Below are 18,250 nucleotides of genomic sequence, written 5' to 3' on the forward strand. Positions count from 1 at the left end.
ACCGTAGCTTAAAGCGTCAGGAAGGGGGTTAGGTTTTTCGTGGGCTTTTTGGCTTTTTGTGAATTTTGAATTGTCAAGCTGGGTTCCAAGTGCCGTGGAAACTGTGGGGAATAACGCTAGGTAATCCTAGTTTGCAAACGGGTTCTGCATTCAGGCGATCGCTATCAAATACCCAAACTTCACTACTATGAGTATTACCATCGTATACAACTGTTAGTACCCAGCCTTGCTCAGGGTTGTGGGCATCTTGGGCGTGGATGGGTTCTGAAGGATAGCGGTTTTCTCCTAAGTCTGCTTCGGTGAGGGTTTCGGTTTTGTAGTCGAAGCGAGCGATCGCACCAAAGGATTCTTTGTCTGTATCCCCTCTTTGGGGCATTAATGATACATAAGTATAGCGCCAAGGTTGTCCAACTTGCGATCGCTGCACTGCGGGAAATTCACACTTGCGGTTGACAACTTCCTGCATTGCTGTAACTTTACCTGTTTGAGGATTGAGGCGCACTTGCCATAATGTTCCTTTAGTTACTGTGTGCGTCTCACCACTGGCAAATTCTCTGAGATATTCATTAGTTTGGTGAAAATCTGCATATCTCACCAGATCCAGAATTATAGAACCGTCTTCATCTTCATAGCCATTGCCAAAATGCCAATTAAACCAAGGATCAGTTTCACTACGACTCACTAAGGATAAGTTTTCTCGGTCGAAGATTAACACCTGGGTTCCTAACTGAGGTTCCCACAACAGAGATTCACTGAAGGTAGTCAAACCAAGGAGAACTGACAGTGTTTTCATCCGCATCGGTGGCATGAAAAACACCAGATACCTTTGAGTCAAAACAAAATCATGTATTATCGAGTAGCGATCTAGCTTAAAAGCAGTTTTTTGGATAATTTTGCCTGTGGCATCACTTTTGTAGAGGTTCAGTTGTACAGAACTGCCGATACTGATTCCAAAATTAAAAATTTCACCTGTTTGGGAATCACGCTTGTAATGAGCCGAATAAGGTAATCCGTTGTCCAAAGCACCTAAATCATCCAATCCTTTGGTTTCTAAAGTTTGCAAATCAAGGCTGTATGGATTGGTTTCTTCCCATAAAGCTAACAATTTATCAGGTAAAGCCAACACTGAGGTATTTGCTGCATTCTTGATATGTTGACCCCAGCGCTTCCAGATGGGTCCTGGCGGATGCATCCCATAGACACCATAAAGAAACCTATGCGCTTGAGTTTCAGCCTGATATTCTGCTGTTTGCACATAGCGATAGACTCCAGTGACTCCTGCATCTGTGAAATGAACGCCAAGAATTGCTCCATCTCCATCAAACCAGTGTCCCACGCGATCGCCACCACGTTCTAGCCGTCCGGGGCCATTGCGGTAAAGTGTCCCACGTAAGCCATCTGGGATTTTGCCAGAAATAATTGATAGTTGGGTAAGGGGAAATTCTTTTGCTGGTTCTGCGATCGCACCAGCCCAAGATTTATTTGTTGACTTTTTGGTAATAGTCTGCATCTTAAAATATTGCTAGATACATTATGGATGTACATAGTTTTATTCTGACGCACAAACTTTTGTCTTCGATTTCAAAAGTAGCGGTTTCAGCTAGTACTAGATATTGAGCCGGGATACGGATACCGTTGGCAATCCCCCCAAACAACTAAACTGAACCCGCATTTCTCACGCATGAGAGAAGGGATTGAACTTGGCAGATTGAACTCTCTCCTGCTCCCCTCACAGGCGAAGTAAGAAGTAAAAAGTAAGATTCATTACTCATTACTTATTTAATTATTGAGATGTGGTGAGAAATCCGGGTGAAGTGATTGAGAGCTTTCTGAGCAATTTTATACCCAGATGCAACATTGCCCAATTCATTCACTTGGTTTATTAAAAACTTCTAAAATCTGTCGGCAAATTTGTTTGAGCTTATCCGCAATTTCACCAGAAGGCGAAGATACGCCAACAACATTCCAGTTTTCTACCGTAGAAAGTCGCCACGCTTCACCGCGATGATCAAATCCAGCTACCTCTACGCCGATCGCACGGCGGGAATTGTTGATCGGATCTTGATAAAATCGGATTTGAATTAAAATACTACGACTTCGCCAAGATTTGCTAATACCAGGAAAGTGAAAGCCAATATCTATAGAATCTGGATCGACTAACTCCCTAGTTTCTGGGTCATTTTTCCAGGGTTTGAGATCGGATTTGGCATCAGGAAACTCGAATTTGAACAAATTAACTACCGTAGCTATGTTGCTGGCGAGTTCAAGGTTCGTTGCCTGTTCAGCTGCGTTCACTAAAAAACACTCCTATATTGCGTCGGCATCTTCAAGGATGTGAAGACAGAAAAACCGCCAGAAGGCTTATATGATTGGTGTTTCAGCTTATCAATAGCTTTGAGATTTAGCAACTCTAAATCATATTTTCCTAACAATTTTCGTTACTAACAGAAGCCAAAAATTGCTTCTGGTTGGGGCTGGCTAACACCTATTAAGTAATTGTACTTAAAAATTCTTCAAAAGCAGATGGAACTTTGCCCAATACTTGTCGGGGAAGGGGAAAAGGGAAAGAAAAAACCTTTAACCTTTACCCTAAACCCAATTCCGAGTTAAAAATCCACGAAGCAAGCAGTATTGGAACTCTGCCCTTTAGAGAAAATATCAAGATTTTGTGCAAAATCCTTGGCTGACGAGAACGATAAATTATTGCGCTAGCGATCTAAAATGACACTGTGAATCGGTAAACCAAAAGCAATTAAGTTGAATATATGGTGCGTCAACGCTCGATTTTTTCGTTTTTTCTAGTATTATTAGCCACATTTCTGATTAGTTGTGGTAGTCCTGGTGTTGCGATCGCACCTCCGACTTACACAGCAGTACAACTGGAAAAAATTCAGGCCTATGTTCCTGAAATTAAGGCTGTGCGCGATCGCTCAGAAGAGTTGAAAACTCTAATAAAACAAGGTGATTGGATCAATGTGCGTAACTTTATACATGGGCCCATAACAGAAGCAAAGCTGAATCTGACTTATGTCACTCCCAACCTTCTACCCAAAGACCAACCCACAGCACGTCAAATAACGCGAGATTTTTTTAAAGACCTGGTTAAACTCGATAAAGCTACTAGTGCTGGCAATCCTCTAGTTGCCTTGAACCAATCCCAGGCTGCTTTCACAGACATTGACAAATTCCTCGACCTGCTTCCTAAGACCAGCACAGAGGCAAGTTAAGCGCAATGTAAGATGATCTAAGGGGATGAGGGAGTGCGAGTAAAATTGCTCCCCTGTTCCCTCATATCCCGCATCTCTCCCATCTCCGCTTCCAAACAGTAATGAGTCATATAGTTATTATCGGTTGTGGTGTAGTCGGGGCTGCGATCGCTTACGAATTGAGTCTAGTAAAAGGACTGAAAATCACAGTTTGCGATCGCCAACCACCAGCACAAGCTTCCACGGGCGCTGCACTTGGCGTTTTAATGGGCGCAATCAGCCAAAAAATCAAGGGTAAGGCTTGGCAGATGCGCCAAACTAGCATCCAACGCTATGAAACCTTGATTCCTGAACTAGAAGCTTTAATAGGTCGCAAAATTCCTTTTAATCGTCAGGGAATTCTCATGCTTTTGTCTGATTCCTCCCTAGAGGAGATGTCAGTATGGGAAAAACTAGTAGAAATTCGCCATTCTCAAGGCTGGAATTTAGAAATTTGGGACACGGCTAAACTCCAGAATATCTGTCCTCAAATTAATAACGCAAAAATTACTGGTGCTGTCTATTCTCCTCAAGATCGTCAGATCGATCCAACTGCCCTGACATTAGCTTTAGTTGAGGCTGCCCAGCAAAATGGTGTAACTTTCAAATTTGGCGTAACTGTTTTGGATGCCCCAATCTCAATACCTGAACTTTGCGATTGCTTTGAAACTACAGAAGGAAAAATAGTTGCTGATTGGTTTGTAATTGCAGCAGGGTTAGGTTCAACACCACTGACAGCAAAATTAAATCAGATAATTGATATCCGCCCCGTACTTGGACAAGCGTTGCAAGTACGTGTAGGTCATCCATTAGGTAATCCCGACTTCCAGCCAGCGATAACGGGTAACGATGTCCATATTGTTCCTGTGGGCGGTGGAGATTATTGGATAGGCGCAACAGTGGAATTTCCCAGCAATGGCGATGATATACCGCCAAATCAAGAACTGCTGGAATCTGTTAGAGAACAAGCGATCGCATTTTGTCCAGAATTAGCCACAGCAACTATTCTCCGCACCTGGTCAGGCTTACGTCCTCGTCCTGAAGGAAGACCAGCCCCAGTTATTGGTAAGTTGCCAGGGTTTAGTAACGTCCTCCTAGCTACTGGACACTATCGCAACGGCGTTTTACTAGCACCCGCTACAGCTTATGCGATTCGTGAGATGATTATTTCTCAGGGGTTGGGGATTGGGGACTAGGGACTAGGGACTGGGGACTGGGGACTGGGGACTAGGGACTAGGGACTAGGGACTGGGGACTAGGGACTGGGGACTAGAGACTGGGGACTAGGGACTGGGACTAAGGACTAGGGACTGAATTCTTCTTATCAATACCCAGTACCCAATCCCCAGTCCCCAGTACCCAATCCCTAATATAGGAAAATAACGTGTCAATAAAAGAACATAAAATCAATGTAGATTCACTGGAATGGTTTTATCGGGAATCTTTACCAATCGGCAGAAGTGACTTAGCGCCTGTGTTGCTGTTACATGGCCTAGTTTCACAAAGTTACAGTTGGCGTCATATTATACCTGCTTTGGCGAATCAGGGGACAAGAGCGATCGCCCCAGATTGGATTGGTTACGGCTTTTCTGCCAAACCAGAAAAACGAGATTTTGCTTACACTCCCGATGCTTTTATCACAGCTTTAGAAGGATTTATTAAAGCTTTAGAACTTGAACATTTTTCTTTAGTTGTCCAAGGTTTTTTAGGTTCTGTAGGGCTACAATATGCCTTGCGTCATCCAGAACAAATTGCTAATTTAGCTATTTTAAATACACCAATTTCAACTGCTGCTAAATTACCCTGGAAAATTAAACAAATGGGTTTACCTTTGGCTGGTGAGGTCATGACCCAAGACCCTCTATTAGTTGACCGAACCCTAGAAGGTGGAAGCCGTTATCGCATAGGAGATAAAGATTTAGATGTTTATCGAAAACCATTTTTAAAAAGTTCTTCATCTGGTCGAAGTCTCTTGTCAAGTATTCGCAACTTACAGCTTGATTCCGCCATGACAGAAATACAATCTGGCTTTAAAGAATGGCAACAGCCAATTCTGATTCAATGGGGTATGATTGACCCTTGGCTACCTGTAGATATTGCCGAAAACTTTGCCAATTCCGTACCAAATACCGAATTAATAAAACTTAATAACGTCGGACATTATCCTCAAGAACACTACCACGAGGCGATTTTGGAAGACCTTTTACCCTTTGTGCGTCGTAAAGATGCTCATTGAGAATATAGCTTTGGCAAAAATCGATATTATAAAAATGAATGTCAGAATTCAGGAGTCAGAATTCAGAATCAATTAGTGGAGGATGCAAAATTATCACTTTAGTCCACTAAATAAAAGGTTAAATAGCAGAATTAAAATGTTATTTCTTGTTAAAATTCCATCCTTTAACGCGTGGAATATTCTGAATTTTGGCTCCTGACTACTTTTTATTACCATTAAAAATGGATTGCAACCGCAAGTAAAGGAGATTATGATTCATGGCTTATTCCTGGTTTAAAGCATTTCATATTGTCGGATTTGTAGTTTGGTTTGCTGGTTTGTTTTACTTAGTACGTCTTTTTATATATCACGTTGAAGCGAACCTTGAACCAGAACCAGCACAAACGATACTGAAAAATCAGTATCAAATTATGGAAAAGCGCCTTTACTATATCATCACTAACCCAGGAATGTATGTGACGATCGCAATGGCTATCGGTTTAGTAAGCACTGAACCAGATGTTTTAAAAGAGGGTTGGTTGCACATCAAACTGCTGTTTGTGGCTATTTTAATTGGCTATCATCATTACTGCGCTCGGCTGATGAGGAAATTGGCAGTAAATGAATGTCGTTGGAGTGGTCAGCAATTACGTGCTTTAAATGAAGCACCTACAGTTATGTTAGTAGCGATCGTCCTGCTGGCAGTGTTTAAAAATAATCTCCCTACAGATATCGCTGCCTGGGCTATTTTCGCCATGATTATTTTGATGGCAGTCACTATTCAACTTTACGCCAAAAAACGCAGGCAAGATAAAGAGAAACTGACGGCACAAATAGGGCAACCACAAGAACAAGGTTAGACAAAATTACTTCTCACAGTAGAGGTGCACAGTTGTGCATACGTGTCAACTTAACGGGAAACGGGCGGTTATAAACCGCGTCTATACAAACAAAAGCTACCGATTCTGGGTTTCAAATCCTTAATTTGATTTTGCCTCGTTCCCAGTCTCCGACTGGGAATGCTCGTCGTTGAGGCTCCGCCTCTCTTACTGGCGGCAGAGCCGCTTTTGAGTTGCATTTCCAGCCAGAGGCTAGAAACGAGATTTGAAAAGGGTTTTAGCTTAAGTTGACACCTATGACAGTTGTGTACCCAGAACACAAATTGCATCACAACAAAAACCGCTACCAATTACCCATTATTTCTATCCTGGAAACGTTTTCAGTAAATCATCCCCAGGAATCACGCTAGTGTAGAAAGTATATTTGCCATTAGCGACATAACGACGGTCTTGTTTAATAATCGCCATAAACTCTCTATGTCCCTCACGAGTACGTCCGACTAAACAACCCGCACTCGCACGACGAATATCACTCCGGGGAAAATCAAAGCCGTAGTGTTGATTTACGTAAAAATTATCACCTATATCAAGCTTGTCGCCAGTCCGTTTAAAATCCTTGTTCAAATCTCTACAGACAGTGATATCTCCAACTTGCACTAATGCTTCGTGAGGCTCTGCTGTGCCGTGAGTACCAACAGCCCAAGCTTTGTATTGCCCAAACTGAATCCTAGCTGCTCCTTTAGGATTCATCGGATTATCAGTGTAGTACTTACCTGGTTCTGTAGTGGCTTCCCAGTGATCTACGATTTTGGGAACACCATTTACGACTTCAATGACAATCCGCCGGTCGTTAAATTCATTGGGTGCATCATTGTTGAGAGTCCAGTCTCCATTTATACCCTCTACATAAACAATGTTGTATTCTTTGGGATTGGTGAATACCTGATAACCTTTAGATTGCAAGTATTTTACAATCCTGCTGGCAATGTCATTACCAAGTTTTAAGGGGGGTTTAGGAAGATCGTCTAGTTTAGTTTCAATCAGTTCTTTGGCTGTGACTGCTCCTAAAAAGCCACTCTCTCCAGTCTTTGTTAATTCTTGAAACTTTTTGATAGCTATCACAGAAACAGGGCCAAACTTCCCATCGGCTGGAGGTTCTAGCAAACCTAAACCGATTAACAATAGCTGAATCTGACGAGATAAGTCTGCATCTTCAGCGATCGCCTCGAATCCCCATTTATCATCTTTTCCCAAAAAATCTTGTAGTTTCATATTGCACCTGTTTGATCTACTTATGGGTAAGTATAAACATCACGACAATCATTAATGATGTCTGAAATTATACTCTTGACCAAAATTCTCTGCTAAAATTTTTATATTACTTTATGATTTAACATTAGTCCGCGGAGGCGGACAATGCCAGTGTAGCCGCGTACTCCTGCGGAGAAGCAAGCTATACGCAGTGTGTCGCAAATTCTATTCGCCAGGTTTAAGTTGACACCAATGAGCAATGCTGTGCCCCTACCGTGTGGTCTATTTACCTGAAAATAGCTGTAAAATAAATTTGATCATGAATATTGGTTTAAAACCAAACCCAATTGTGGGCGAAAACAAATTCAAACATTATTACCTTAAAACTCTAAGCTATTCCATATTGAAATTGCATCAATTGGGCGGGCAAGATGCCCACCCTACAAGAGTTAGGTTTAATTTGATGATCGAACAGAATTCTTCTTCAAATCTTCCGCTGAGATAAATCCATCAAATTTGCCAGCTTGTAAACTATCCGCGCTCCAACATTACCATCCCACTCCGCATCACCGACTTCGCAGATATCAAAGCCAATAATTTTTCTCCCACTATTGACCAATTCCCGGAACAGACAAAAAGTTTGCTCTAATTCTAATCCACCTGGAACCGGAGTACCTGTACTTGGGCAGAGTTTTGGATCTAAACCATCGACATCAAAGCTAATGTAAACATACTCAGGTAAATGACTGATAATTTCTCGGCATAAATCAATCCAAGTTTTTCCAGAGTAAAGCTTTTGCTTGATAGCTGGGTCGTAATAAGCGATAATGCGATCGCTAGATTGGTCAATCATTTGCACTTCATCATGACTAATATCACGCAAACCCACCTGCACCAGCTTGGAAATTTGCGGTATTTTCATCGCATTAAACATAATAGATGCATGAGAAAACTCAAATCCCTCATAAGCATCGCGTAAATCTGCGTGGGCATCAATATGTAAAATGCCATAGTTGGCGTAGTTAGCGGCTAATGCTTGGAAATAACCTAAAGGCGAACTATGATCTCCACCAATGACTGCAACTTGCTTACCATTACTAATTGCTTCTTGACAATTTTCAAACAGCCATTGATTAACCTGTTGGCCAGCCTGATTAATTTCTGTCAAGACAGGTATTAAATCTGGCGTATCAGAGAGTGACTTCCCTTGGGCTAATCGCTCAATAATTTTTGCTGCCAAGGTGCGGTAGTATGTATTCTTCTCTAAAATATCCTGGGGAATTTCCACCATGAAAATTCCTTGCTTCCAACCATCAGGGTTATCAAAATCGAACAAATCCAGTTGAGTCGAAGCATCTAGAATTCGCTGTGGGCCATTAGCAGTACCAGCACCGTATGAAACAGTGACTTCCCAAGGCACACCAAAGACAATCAAGTTTGCAGACTCATAATCGCAGGGTAAACCTAAGAGGTTGCCATTTATTTCACCTACGCCGCTGGGATTGTAGTCTTTTAATTGATTACTCATTGGATATCTTCTGGATTTATGTAGATAGACAGCACGCCGCCAAGTGGACATCTGCATTTTAATCAAAATTTTCCACAGGCGGTAAACTATGGTTAGCTGTTAACTCAGTTCACCTAACTCGCTTAACTTCAAATCCCCGCAACCCTTCCGGTACTTCATACTCAACCACAACATCTTTGACTACAGCAGCAGGTGGGCCAGAGTGACACCAGCGAATCATATCATCTACAACCTCTCGCGCCCCTTCAAAAACGGCCTCTACTCGATTATCAGTGAGATTTCGCACCCAACCAGTTAATCCCAACTGGCTAGCTGTATCCACAGTGGCGTAGCGATAGCCCACACCTTGGACTCGTCCAGTAATGAATACATGAGCGCGGATGATCTTTGGCAGTGCTGTGGAATTCTGCATAGACTGGTCTAATCTTTACATTTCCAGTCTACTTAGTTTGTGTATACACAATATATAAATGTCCCTGTTACGTGTGCGATCGCTAAACTGTAGAAAATCTGTCAGGTGATTACGACAAGATTACTAACAGTTGTCCATAAAATTGCTGTAATTTAATCAGTAGTTTGTTTTTCAATTTAGAATTTTTAGTTGCTTATGTCTAACCTGCCACCACTCAATACAGAAACAATTTGGGCAATTCTTGACGAGAAACTTGATGATGCAACAGTTAACGAATTGCTATGGCATTATTTAGGCTATCGCTTTGATTCTTCAATTGCACAATGGGACACTAGCCAAGTTGCACCAGAATGGCAGAATGAGTATCCACAACCACCAGATTTCATTGAATCTCGCCCTGCAACAGTTAAATTGACTCGTTCCATTCCTACTGAAAACAAACAAATACTCAAACAAAAATTGGGTTTCAAAGGTTACAAAATTGGTGAATTTGGGCCTCGGCAAACTCGCAGAGCAACAGCAGCGAATTGGTTATTAAGTTATCTGCAAAAAACTCACGGCAAAATAGAGTAATTGGACCGGGAGATATTTGGCAAAAAATATTCTAATTTTACTGAATATTTGCTGAATTAGAATTTAATAAAAAGCTATTGCTTTATTGCGGTTGTATTTAATAGTATTTGAAAATATTAGTTGTATAGGCAAAATTTACAATATAGTAAATCTGTCTATTAGTCAATTAATAAATGCTAAAAAAGCCAAAAACAAAAGAAATATAATTAACTTTTATAAAGCATTTGGTAATTCTTCCTGAAGATAGAAGCGCTCGCGATCTAATTATTTCTCTAGAGCGATTTGCAAAGTCAATTGATCGTCAGAGAATATTTATATCAACTCTTGATATTACAAATACTTCTATGGCAAAGCCAATTGAATTTAATTTATTTGCACCTTATAACAAAGGAGCCGCATTAATTGGTTCTTTTTCTGATTGGCAAGAAATTCCAATGGAAAGAGGTGATGATGGCTATTTCCGCACAAGTGTTGAACTAGAAGATGGCGTTTATAAATATAAATTCCGTGTTCAGTCAAATTCATGGTTTTTTGAACCAGAACAATGGGTTGATGTCACTGATCCCTGTGCAACTGATATAGATGAACTAAGTGGAAAAGATGATGGTGTTATCCACATCAAAGATGGCGAAAGGATTACCGATACATACATTTGGCAACATGATGATAAGCCTTTACCTGCTGACCACGAATTAGTAATTTATGAATTACACGTTGGTGATTTTTCTGGTGGTGAGGATGATCCTTATGCACGAGGTAAGTATAAACATGTCGTTGAAAAGTTAGATTATTTGTGTGAACTAGGAATCAACGCTCTTGAGTTGATGCCACTTAAAGAATATCCTGGTGATTATAGTTGGGGTTATAACCCACGTCACTTTTTCGCAACAGAATCAAGTTATGGTTCGACTGCTGAGTTGAAAAATTTGATTGATGAGTGTCATGCTAAAGGTATTCGTGTAATTCTTGACGGAATTTATAACCACTCAGAAGCATCTGCACCATTAACACAAATTGACCACGATTATTGGTATCATCACGAACCTCGTGACCCTGATAATAATTGGGGGCCTGAGTTTAATTACGAACATTATGATGAAAAATTAGATATTAAGCCAGCCTGGAAATTTATTGGTGAGACAATCCGTTTTTGGATTAAAGAGTATCACCTGGATGGTATTCGCTATGATGCGGCGCGGCAAATTGCTAACTACGATTTCATGCACTGGATTGTTCAGGAGGCCAAAAAAACTGCTGGCGCGAAGCCTTTTTATAATGTTGCTGAATACATTCCTGAAACTACCAGCATTACCAATGTCGATGGGCCAATGGATGGTTGCTGGCATGATAGTTTTTATCATTGCATTCTAGAACATATCTGCGGTGATACATTTGATTTAGAGCGTCTAAAAGATGTCATTGACTGCAAGCGCCAAGGCTTCTTGGGTGCTACTAATGTAGTAAATTACCTCACCAACCACGACCATAACCATATCATGGTTGAATTAGGGAACCGTGAGATTTTTGACGAAGAAGCCTTTAGACGGGCTAAATTAGGAGTAGCCATCCTAATGACTGCTGTGGGCGTACCTCTGATTTGGATGGGAGAGGAATTTGGTGAGTATAAACCTAAACAACCCGAATCATCGAAAATCGATTGGACACTGTTAGGGAATGATTTAAATCGGAGTTTATTTGAATCATACAAAGGTCTAACCAACCTGCGTAAAAGTAATCACGCTCTTTACACAGAAAATATTGATTTTATCCACGAAAATGCCGAGGCAAAAGTATTAGCTTATACTCGTTGGAATGATGAAGGTTCTCGTGTAGTCGTCATAGCAAATTTCTCAGAAAACTTCCTAGCTGGCTATCATGTTCCTAACTTTCCAAGTGCTGGTACATGGCACGAGTGGACAGGTAATTATGATGTCGAAGCTGGTGATGATGGTATCATCATAGACTTAGGCCCATACGAAGCTAAAGTGTTTGTATGGCAGTAATGATATACACTACCACTGGGTCAGTAGTCTAATAGCAAAATAAAAGGGGGAAAGATATTTCCCCTTTTTTAGTTATTATTTTAATTTGCCTACAGTCTAATTACAAATTTGTCAAGTTAAAAATAAGCTGTTTTAAAATTTCAGAGGTTTGTGTTACACTTTTGAGTTGAAGTGCGTATATAGAATGGCCAGAGCATACCCATGCACAACAAGTTATTTAATAGCAATATCGATAACGCTAACATTGAGAACGATCGCATTTTATTAACTCCCAATGAAATTAAATCAAAATTACCTTTAACACAATTAGCCGAACAAAGAGTTTTAGGATATAGGCAGGAAATAAAAGATATTCTGGATTTTCAAGATCGCCGAAAATTTATAGTAGTTGGCCCATGCTCTATCCACGACCCGAAAGCAGCGCTTGAATATTCCGAGAGGTTGAAAATATTATCCGAGCGGGTTCAAGATAAACTGCTATTAATTATGCGAGTTTACTTTGAGAAACCAAGAACAACCGTAGGCTGGAAAGGATTAATTAACGATCCAGATATGGATGATTCTTTTCATGTAGAGAATGGTTTATTAATTGCACGGGATCTATTATTAAAAATTACAGAGTTGGGATTACCTACTGGCACAGAAGCACTAGATCCAATTATACCTCAATATATTAGTGAACTGATTACATGGTCTGCCATTGGAGCGCGGACGACCGAATCACAAACCCACCGCGAAATGGCAAGTGGGCTTTCGATGCCTGTAGGGTTTAAAAACGGTACTGACGGTAATATTCAAGTAGCTTTGAATGCCCTACAATCAGCTGGAAATCCGCATAATTTTCTGGGAATTAATCAAAACGGACAGGTTAGTGTCTTTCAAACTAAAGGTAATAGCTACGGCCATGTAATTTTAAGGGGTGGTAGTCAACCCAATTTTGATCCAGCAAATGTCAAACTAGTAGAAGAGAAATTAAAACAGGCGAATTTACCACCAAGAATTGTGATCGACTGTAGCCACGGCAATAGCAATAAAGACTATAAATTACAAGGTGCTGTGTTAGAAAATATTATTCAGCAAATAGTGGATGGGAATACATCAATTGTTGGCATGATGTTGGAATCACATTTGTATGAAGGCGGCCAACCAATTACCGGTAAACAAGAAGAATTAAAATATGGTGTTTCTGTAACTGACAAATGTATTGGCTGGGAAGAAACCGAAGAAATTATTTTAGCTGCTCACGAAAAACTTAATTGAAGGAGGTAGGGGATAGGGGGAGATTTCTCAGTCAACTTAAGCCTTAGCGAATGGAATTCGCGGCTACACAGGCAAAGTCCGCCTCCGCGGACTAAGGTCAAATCAAAGTTTTGAAACCCAGGATCGGTAGCTTTTGTTTGTGTAGACGCGGTTTCTAACCGCCCATTTCGCCTTAAGTTGACACCAATGAGCATTACTATGCCCCTACCGCGTGGTTTATTTACCTGAAAATAGCTGTAAACTCCTGCTCTCTCTGGTCGCAACCTTAACACCCTTTGTTTAGCGGAGGGACTTTAAGCTTTCAGTTTTCTCCACTAAGAAATCAGTGAAGATACTCATAATGGTGCGCTTACGTAATTTCACATTAGCATTAATAGACATTCCTGATTGTAATGGAATTTGACGCTGATTAATCAGTAACTTCTGCCCATTTAGGCGGACTTTTGCTGAAAAACGCCAGAAATTATAAACTTGGTCTGGAGGTAGGGCATCAGAGCCAATCTCAATTAGTTCGCCTTTGATATCACCATACTCTTGGAAGGGAAAGGAATCAATTCTCACATCTACTTTTTGCCCTTCTTTGACAAAGCCGATGTCGCGGTTGGTGATGTATACTTTTGCAACTAAGTTATCACTAGGAACGAGTTTTAAGAGCGGTTCGCTGGCATTAACTACAAATCCTGCTGTTTTGGCTTTGAGTTCAAAGACAGTTCCATCTACGGGTGCAATAATTTTCTGATATCTCAGGGTTTGTTGTGCTTGAACCAACTTACTATCAAACTCTCCAATCTGACTATTAATTTCATAGATGCGTTTTTGATTATCTACAATTACCTTGGTTAATTGGCTGTCAATTCCAGCAATGTTTTTGTCGTTATCTGTAATTTTGCCTAGTAATTCTTCTTGAGACACTGCCGCAGTATTGCGAAGCTTTTCATTTGACTGAGCGATCGCTAATTGTAATCGCTGCTGTTCCCGATTCAACCGAATCACTTCAGCTTGTTTACTGCTGACATCTTGCTGTTGTTTTAAGTATTGTACCTCGGAGATAGCCCCCTGCTGCGCTAGAGGTTCAAACTTGTGGAGGATTTTTTGATTAATTTCCAGTAACTCTTTTGCACTAGCTAACTGCGCTTGAGTCTGAAAAAATTGCTGTTGCGTCTGTCCCGTTTCTAAACTAGCTGTGGCTAAACGCGATTTTAATTCTATTTGGCGATTTTGCAAGCGTAACTGTTGCTCTGTTGTGAGAGTACTTCCAGGAGTCGCACCATTTAACTGTGTCCGGTACAATTGGTTTTCGGCAACAATGGCAGCTCGACTTTTGGTCAACAAGGCTAGTTCTGGTTTAATTTTCAACAGAGCCGCTTGCTGTGCTACTTCTTGTAATGATATTTGCCCTTGAAGCTGACGGCGATAGAAGTCATTTTCTTGTTCTAGCGCCTTTTTGGAAAGCAACTGAGCAGCCCGACTTTGCTTTAATGAAATTACCTCTGCCTCAGAAGTACTTTTTTCGAGACTAATAAGTGTTTCACCTTTTTTGACTTGCTGGCCATCTTTGATTAGAAGCTCCTTGACAACACCATTAACCGGAGCCTGAACTTCTTTCACCGCACCCTGCGGTTCTAACTTGCCAGTAGCATGAATTGATTCTTCAATTTGGAACACAGAGGCCCAAATTACTGTAAAGGTGCTAACTCCAACAATAGTCCAGGCGATCGCTCGTGACCAACCAGGAGTCTGTTGTAAAAGTACTGGTTGATCGAATTTGTATTGAATATTCATAATTTAAGTGGGGAATTGGGCATTGGGCAAAACAGTTCCGAGTTCCGAGTTCCGAGTGCTGAGTGGGGAATCTCACTTCTTTACTCAGCACCCAGCACTCCTGAAGGGCGTTGGGCAAAACAGTTCTGGGTAAATAAGTGATATGTTTTACTCAGCACTCGGAACTCAGCACTCTTGATTCAGCACTGAGCATTAAATTTGTGTTTCTTGTTGCTGATATAGACAGTAGTAATAACCTTTGAGCGCCATCAATTCTTCATGAGTACCCTGTTCTACTACAGCACCTTGATCCATCATCAAAATGACATCAGCATGACGAATTGTGCTGAGGCGGTGGGTAATGAAAAATACTGTTTTACCTTGAAAAGCTGTCGCCAAGTTGCGGCAGACTTGACCTTCAGCATTGTAATCTAGGGCACTAGTAGCTTCATCAAGGATCAGTAATTGCGGATTTTGCAGGACTGTACGAGCGATCGCTACTCGTTGGCGTTGTCCCCCAGACAATCCTGAACCTCGCTCACCCACACGAGTGTTATAGCCACTGGGTAAAGACATAATAAAGTCGTGGGCATAAGCTATTTTGGCAGCTGCAATAATTTCCTCATCGGTAGCATCAGGATACCCTAAGGCAATATTTTCGCGGACTGTTCCATCAAAGAGGAGAGTATCTTGTAATACCATACCAATTTGACGGCGTAAGGAATAGAGTTCAACTTTATTGATGTCGTAGCTATCAATCAAGATTTTGCCGGACTTGGGTTCGTAAAGTCGGGGTAATAATTTTAGTAGTGTACTCTTACCAGAACCACTTTGACCAACAATTCCGATAAAGCAGCCAGCAGGAAAATCTAAATTAATATTACATAGTTGCATCGGCCCATTTTCGCGGAAACTGAAACTGAGATTTTCAAAGCGGACATGACCTTGAATACTGGGCATGAGGATATTTTGAGAGTTGCCGATTTCTGTTTCTTGGGGAGCGTCTAAAATATCAGCCAGGCGTTGCAGAGATAGAGCAGTTTCTTGGAAGTTCTGCCAAAGTTGCATCAGGCGCAATAAGGGACTGGTGACATAACCAGCAAGGATGCGGAAAGCGATAAGTTGTCCTAAAGTAAGTTGCTGATTGAGGACGAGAAAAGCTCCCACCCACAGCACTAACATACTGGAAAATTTGTTGAGAAAATTGCTAATAGAACTAGCGGTAGTTTGAGTAGAGACTGTTTTGAAACCAGCGCTAATATAACGAGCATAGCGTTCTTGCCATTGCCAGCGCGATCGCATTTCTAAATTTTGCGCCTTGACTGTCTGGATTCCCCCCATCACTTCCACGAGATAAGATTGCGTCTCGGCATTACATTCTGCTTTCTCTTGCAATTGTCGGCGCATCAAAGGGGATACCATCAAGTTAAGCAAGCCAAACAGTGGTACTGTTGCCAAAGCAACTAATGTCAACACTGGGCTATAAATCGCCATCACCACAATGTAGACTACAGAAAATACCGCATCCATCACCACAGTGAGAGCTGTACCAGTCAAGAAAGAACGGATGTTTTCTAATTCGTGAATTCGTGTCGCCAATTCCCCTACAGGACGGCGTTCAAAATAAGATAAAGGCAGACGCAACAGGTGATTAATCACCTCAGAACCAAGGGCGAGGTCAATTCGGTTAGTAGTATCTGTAAACAAATGAGTGCGGACAGTGGTTAGTACTGCTTCAATGATTGCGACTACCACCAAAAAGATGCCGAAAACTTCCAAAGTATCAGGACTGTTGCCAACCAATACTTTGTCAATAATTACCTGTGTGGCAAGAGGATTTACCAGCCCAAATAGTTGAATAACAATAGAAGCAATTAGGACTTCAATTAATACTTTGCGGTAGCGTCGTAGTGAGGGTATAAACCAATTTAAACTAAACCTTGCCTGGGGAGTGTTTTTAGTGGTTTGTAACAGTAGGACTTCTCCTTCAGCCCCCCAGTTTTCTGCAAAGTCTCTTAATTTGTAGCGCAATAGTCCCATCTCTGGAACAGCAATTAGTAACTCTTGATTGCTATTTTTATAAATGATGGCAAAACTATCTTGCCAAGCAATCATTACTGGTAGTTGCAAGTGGCCAACTGCGGTGGCGGGAACTTTTACCAGCTGTGTTGTCAAACCCATCAACTCGGCAGCGGCGGCGCAAAATTGCAGAGATATAACGCCCTTAAGTTCCTGCTGCTTTGTCAACACCCGTTGCAGTGTATCTCGGCGCAAGGGAATATTAAAGTATTGGCTCAACATTTGGAAGCAAGCGAGGGAAGCATCTAGCGGCCCTCTACCCCGGATATAAGGATACTTCTTTTGTTTACCTTTAGTTACTGGTTCTTCTGTGACAATAATTTCTGAGGCGTAGGGAATCTCAGCAGGTAAAAATGTTTTTGGTGTGGGGGCGAGATTATCTGCAAATATTGACTTGGGTAATCCCACCAGACGCATATTTGTATTAAATTTCAGTTTGGGATTAATATCATCTAAATCTAAGCGACTCCCTACCGGGAACTCAGAATCAAAATTACTGCTGACTAACCACAAAAACTCTGAGTCTAACTGCTGTTGAAAAGCTTTGTGTGCAGGGATTGTTTGAATGATAGCAGCTTCAGTTGCAGTCTGGGCAAGCTTAATTAAATTCTTGCTCCCATCCGCGCGACGGCTGAGTTCTTCGGTGAGTAATTCGTAGACTTCTAAAAGGGTAATTTTATTTTGCAACGCTTGGACAAAACTCTCTTCCTGCTTGAGTAACGCCAGAAAACTAGCAATGGGTAGATTGAGGGTGATAACTTCAGTAGAAGCGATCGCAGTTTCACACGCAATACCCCGTACATGACTGACCCAACCCAAAACCTCTCCTGATGAGAGTAACTTCAGTGTCGCCGGATTTGGCGTTTGGGAATTATAACTTAATAAACGTGCTTGTCCTTGGTAAATAATACTAATTTTATCAGGCATAGCTTCCCGTGCTACTATTACCTGACCGATGCGATAGCGGAAGAATTGCACATTGTTGAGCAAATTTTCTAAAACATTTGGTGGCAGATAACTAAAAGGAAATAAATCAGCAAGAAAATCTTGAATATCAACCGTTGTATTTGTCATTTAATTTCTC

Annotated in this window: 14 protein-coding genes; 7 read left to right on the plus strand and 7 right to left on the minus strand. The window is 41.2% G+C overall.

Features of this window, described 5'->3' with window-relative positions; translation table 11 throughout:
• Window positions 1-73: 73 nt before the first annotated feature.
• On the minus strand, window positions 74-1,510 hold the full coding sequence (locus V7L07_RS14655; RefSeq protein WP_335058930.1) for a carotenoid oxygenase family protein: 1,437 nt from the start codon (window positions 1,508-1,510) through the stop codon (window positions 74-76).
• Window positions 1,511-1,866: 356 nt separating this feature from the next.
• Entirely contained in the window at window positions 1,867-2,295 is a 429-nt protein-coding gene (locus tag V7L07_RS14660) for a hypothetical protein (RefSeq protein ID WP_335058932.1), read from the minus strand.
• Window positions 2,296-2,765: 470 nt separating this feature from the next.
• Between V7L07_RS14660 and psbQ the strand changes: the two genes are divergently transcribed.
• The 4 genes from psbQ to hemJ all read left to right on the plus strand — a co-directional run bounded on the left by psbQ (window position 2,766) and on the right by hemJ (window position 6,320).
• On the plus strand, window positions 2,766-3,227 hold the full coding sequence (gene psbQ / locus V7L07_RS14665) for a photosystem II protein PsbQ (RefSeq protein WP_335058934.1): 462 nt from the start codon (window positions 2,766-2,768) through the stop codon (window positions 3,225-3,227).
• A 101-nt stretch (window positions 3,228-3,328) separates the two neighbouring features.
• Window positions 3,329-4,441: an NAD(P)/FAD-dependent oxidoreductase gene (locus tag V7L07_RS14670; protein ID WP_335058936.1), complete on the plus strand. Its 1,113-nt coding sequence runs from the start codon at window positions 3,329-3,331 to the stop codon at window positions 4,439-4,441.
• A gap of 188 nt (window positions 4,442-4,629) precedes the next feature.
• Complete coding sequence (locus tag V7L07_RS14675) at window positions 4,630-5,481, plus strand: alpha/beta fold hydrolase (RefSeq protein ID WP_292844947.1); 852 nt, start codon at window positions 4,630-4,632, stop codon at window positions 5,479-5,481.
• 257 nt (window positions 5,482-5,738) lie between these two features.
• Window positions 5,739-6,320, plus strand: coding sequence for a protoporphyrinogen oxidase HemJ (hemJ, locus tag V7L07_RS14680; protein WP_334779782.1), 582 nt, complete (start codon window positions 5,739-5,741; stop codon window positions 6,318-6,320).
• Window positions 6,321-6,662: 342 nt separating this feature from the next.
• Here hemJ and V7L07_RS14685 read toward each other — a convergent pair whose 3' ends face one another.
• From V7L07_RS14685 to V7L07_RS14695, 3 genes are all read right to left on the minus strand, one after another.
• Window positions 6,663-7,571, minus strand: coding sequence for a peptidoglycan-binding protein (locus V7L07_RS14685; RefSeq protein ID WP_335058939.1), 909 nt, complete (start codon window positions 7,569-7,571; stop codon window positions 6,663-6,665).
• 463 nt (window positions 7,572-8,034) lie between these two features.
• Window positions 8,035-9,078, minus strand: coding sequence for an agmatinase SpeB (gene speB / locus V7L07_RS14690; protein ID WP_335058941.1), 1,044 nt, complete (start codon window positions 9,076-9,078; stop codon window positions 8,035-8,037).
• A 109-nt stretch (window positions 9,079-9,187) separates the two neighbouring features.
• The gene (locus tag V7L07_RS14695; protein WP_335058943.1) at window positions 9,188-9,490 is read right to left on the minus strand and encodes an acylphosphatase; all 303 of its coding nucleotides are present in this window, start codon (window positions 9,488-9,490) and stop codon (window positions 9,188-9,190) included.
• Between the two features lie 195 nt (window positions 9,491-9,685).
• Here V7L07_RS14695 and V7L07_RS14700 point away from each other — a divergent pair, with 195 nt between their 5' ends.
• The 3 genes from V7L07_RS14700 (at window position 9,686) to V7L07_RS14710 (ending at window position 13,326) form a co-directional block, all read left to right on the plus strand.
• Window positions 9,686-10,063, plus strand: a complete 378-nt coding sequence (locus V7L07_RS14700) for a DUF1823 family protein (RefSeq protein WP_335058945.1) — start codon at window positions 9,686-9,688, stop codon at window positions 10,061-10,063.
• Window positions 10,064-10,407: 344 nt separating this feature from the next.
• On the plus strand, window positions 10,408-12,066 hold the full coding sequence (locus tag V7L07_RS14705; RefSeq protein WP_335058947.1) for an alpha-amylase family glycosyl hydrolase: 1,659 nt from the start codon (window positions 10,408-10,410) through the stop codon (window positions 12,064-12,066).
• A 201-nt stretch (window positions 12,067-12,267) separates the two neighbouring features.
• Window positions 12,268-13,326 carry a 3-deoxy-7-phosphoheptulonate synthase gene (locus tag V7L07_RS14710; RefSeq protein ID WP_335058949.1) on the plus strand — a complete coding sequence of 353 codons (1,059 nt, stop codon included), beginning with the start codon at window positions 12,268-12,270 and terminating at the stop codon, window positions 13,324-13,326.
• 279 nt (window positions 13,327-13,605) lie between these two features.
• Here V7L07_RS14710 and V7L07_RS14715 read toward each other — a convergent pair whose 3' ends face one another.
• Window positions 13,606-15,108 carry an HlyD family efflux transporter periplasmic adaptor subunit gene (locus V7L07_RS14715; protein WP_335058951.1) on the minus strand — a complete coding sequence of 501 codons (1,503 nt, stop codon included), beginning with the start codon at window positions 15,106-15,108 and terminating at the stop codon, window positions 13,606-13,608.
• A 192-nt stretch (window positions 15,109-15,300) separates the two neighbouring features.
• Complete coding sequence (locus V7L07_RS14720; protein ID WP_335058953.1) at window positions 15,301-18,240, minus strand: peptidase domain-containing ABC transporter; 2,940 nt, start codon at window positions 18,238-18,240, stop codon at window positions 15,301-15,303.
• Between the last annotated feature and the right edge of the window lie 10 nt (window positions 18,241-18,250).

Origin of the sequence: Nostoc sp., assembly GCF_036916985.1 — a bacterium.
GTDB lineage: Bacteria > Cyanobacteriota > Cyanobacteriia > Cyanobacteriales > Nostocaceae > Nostoc.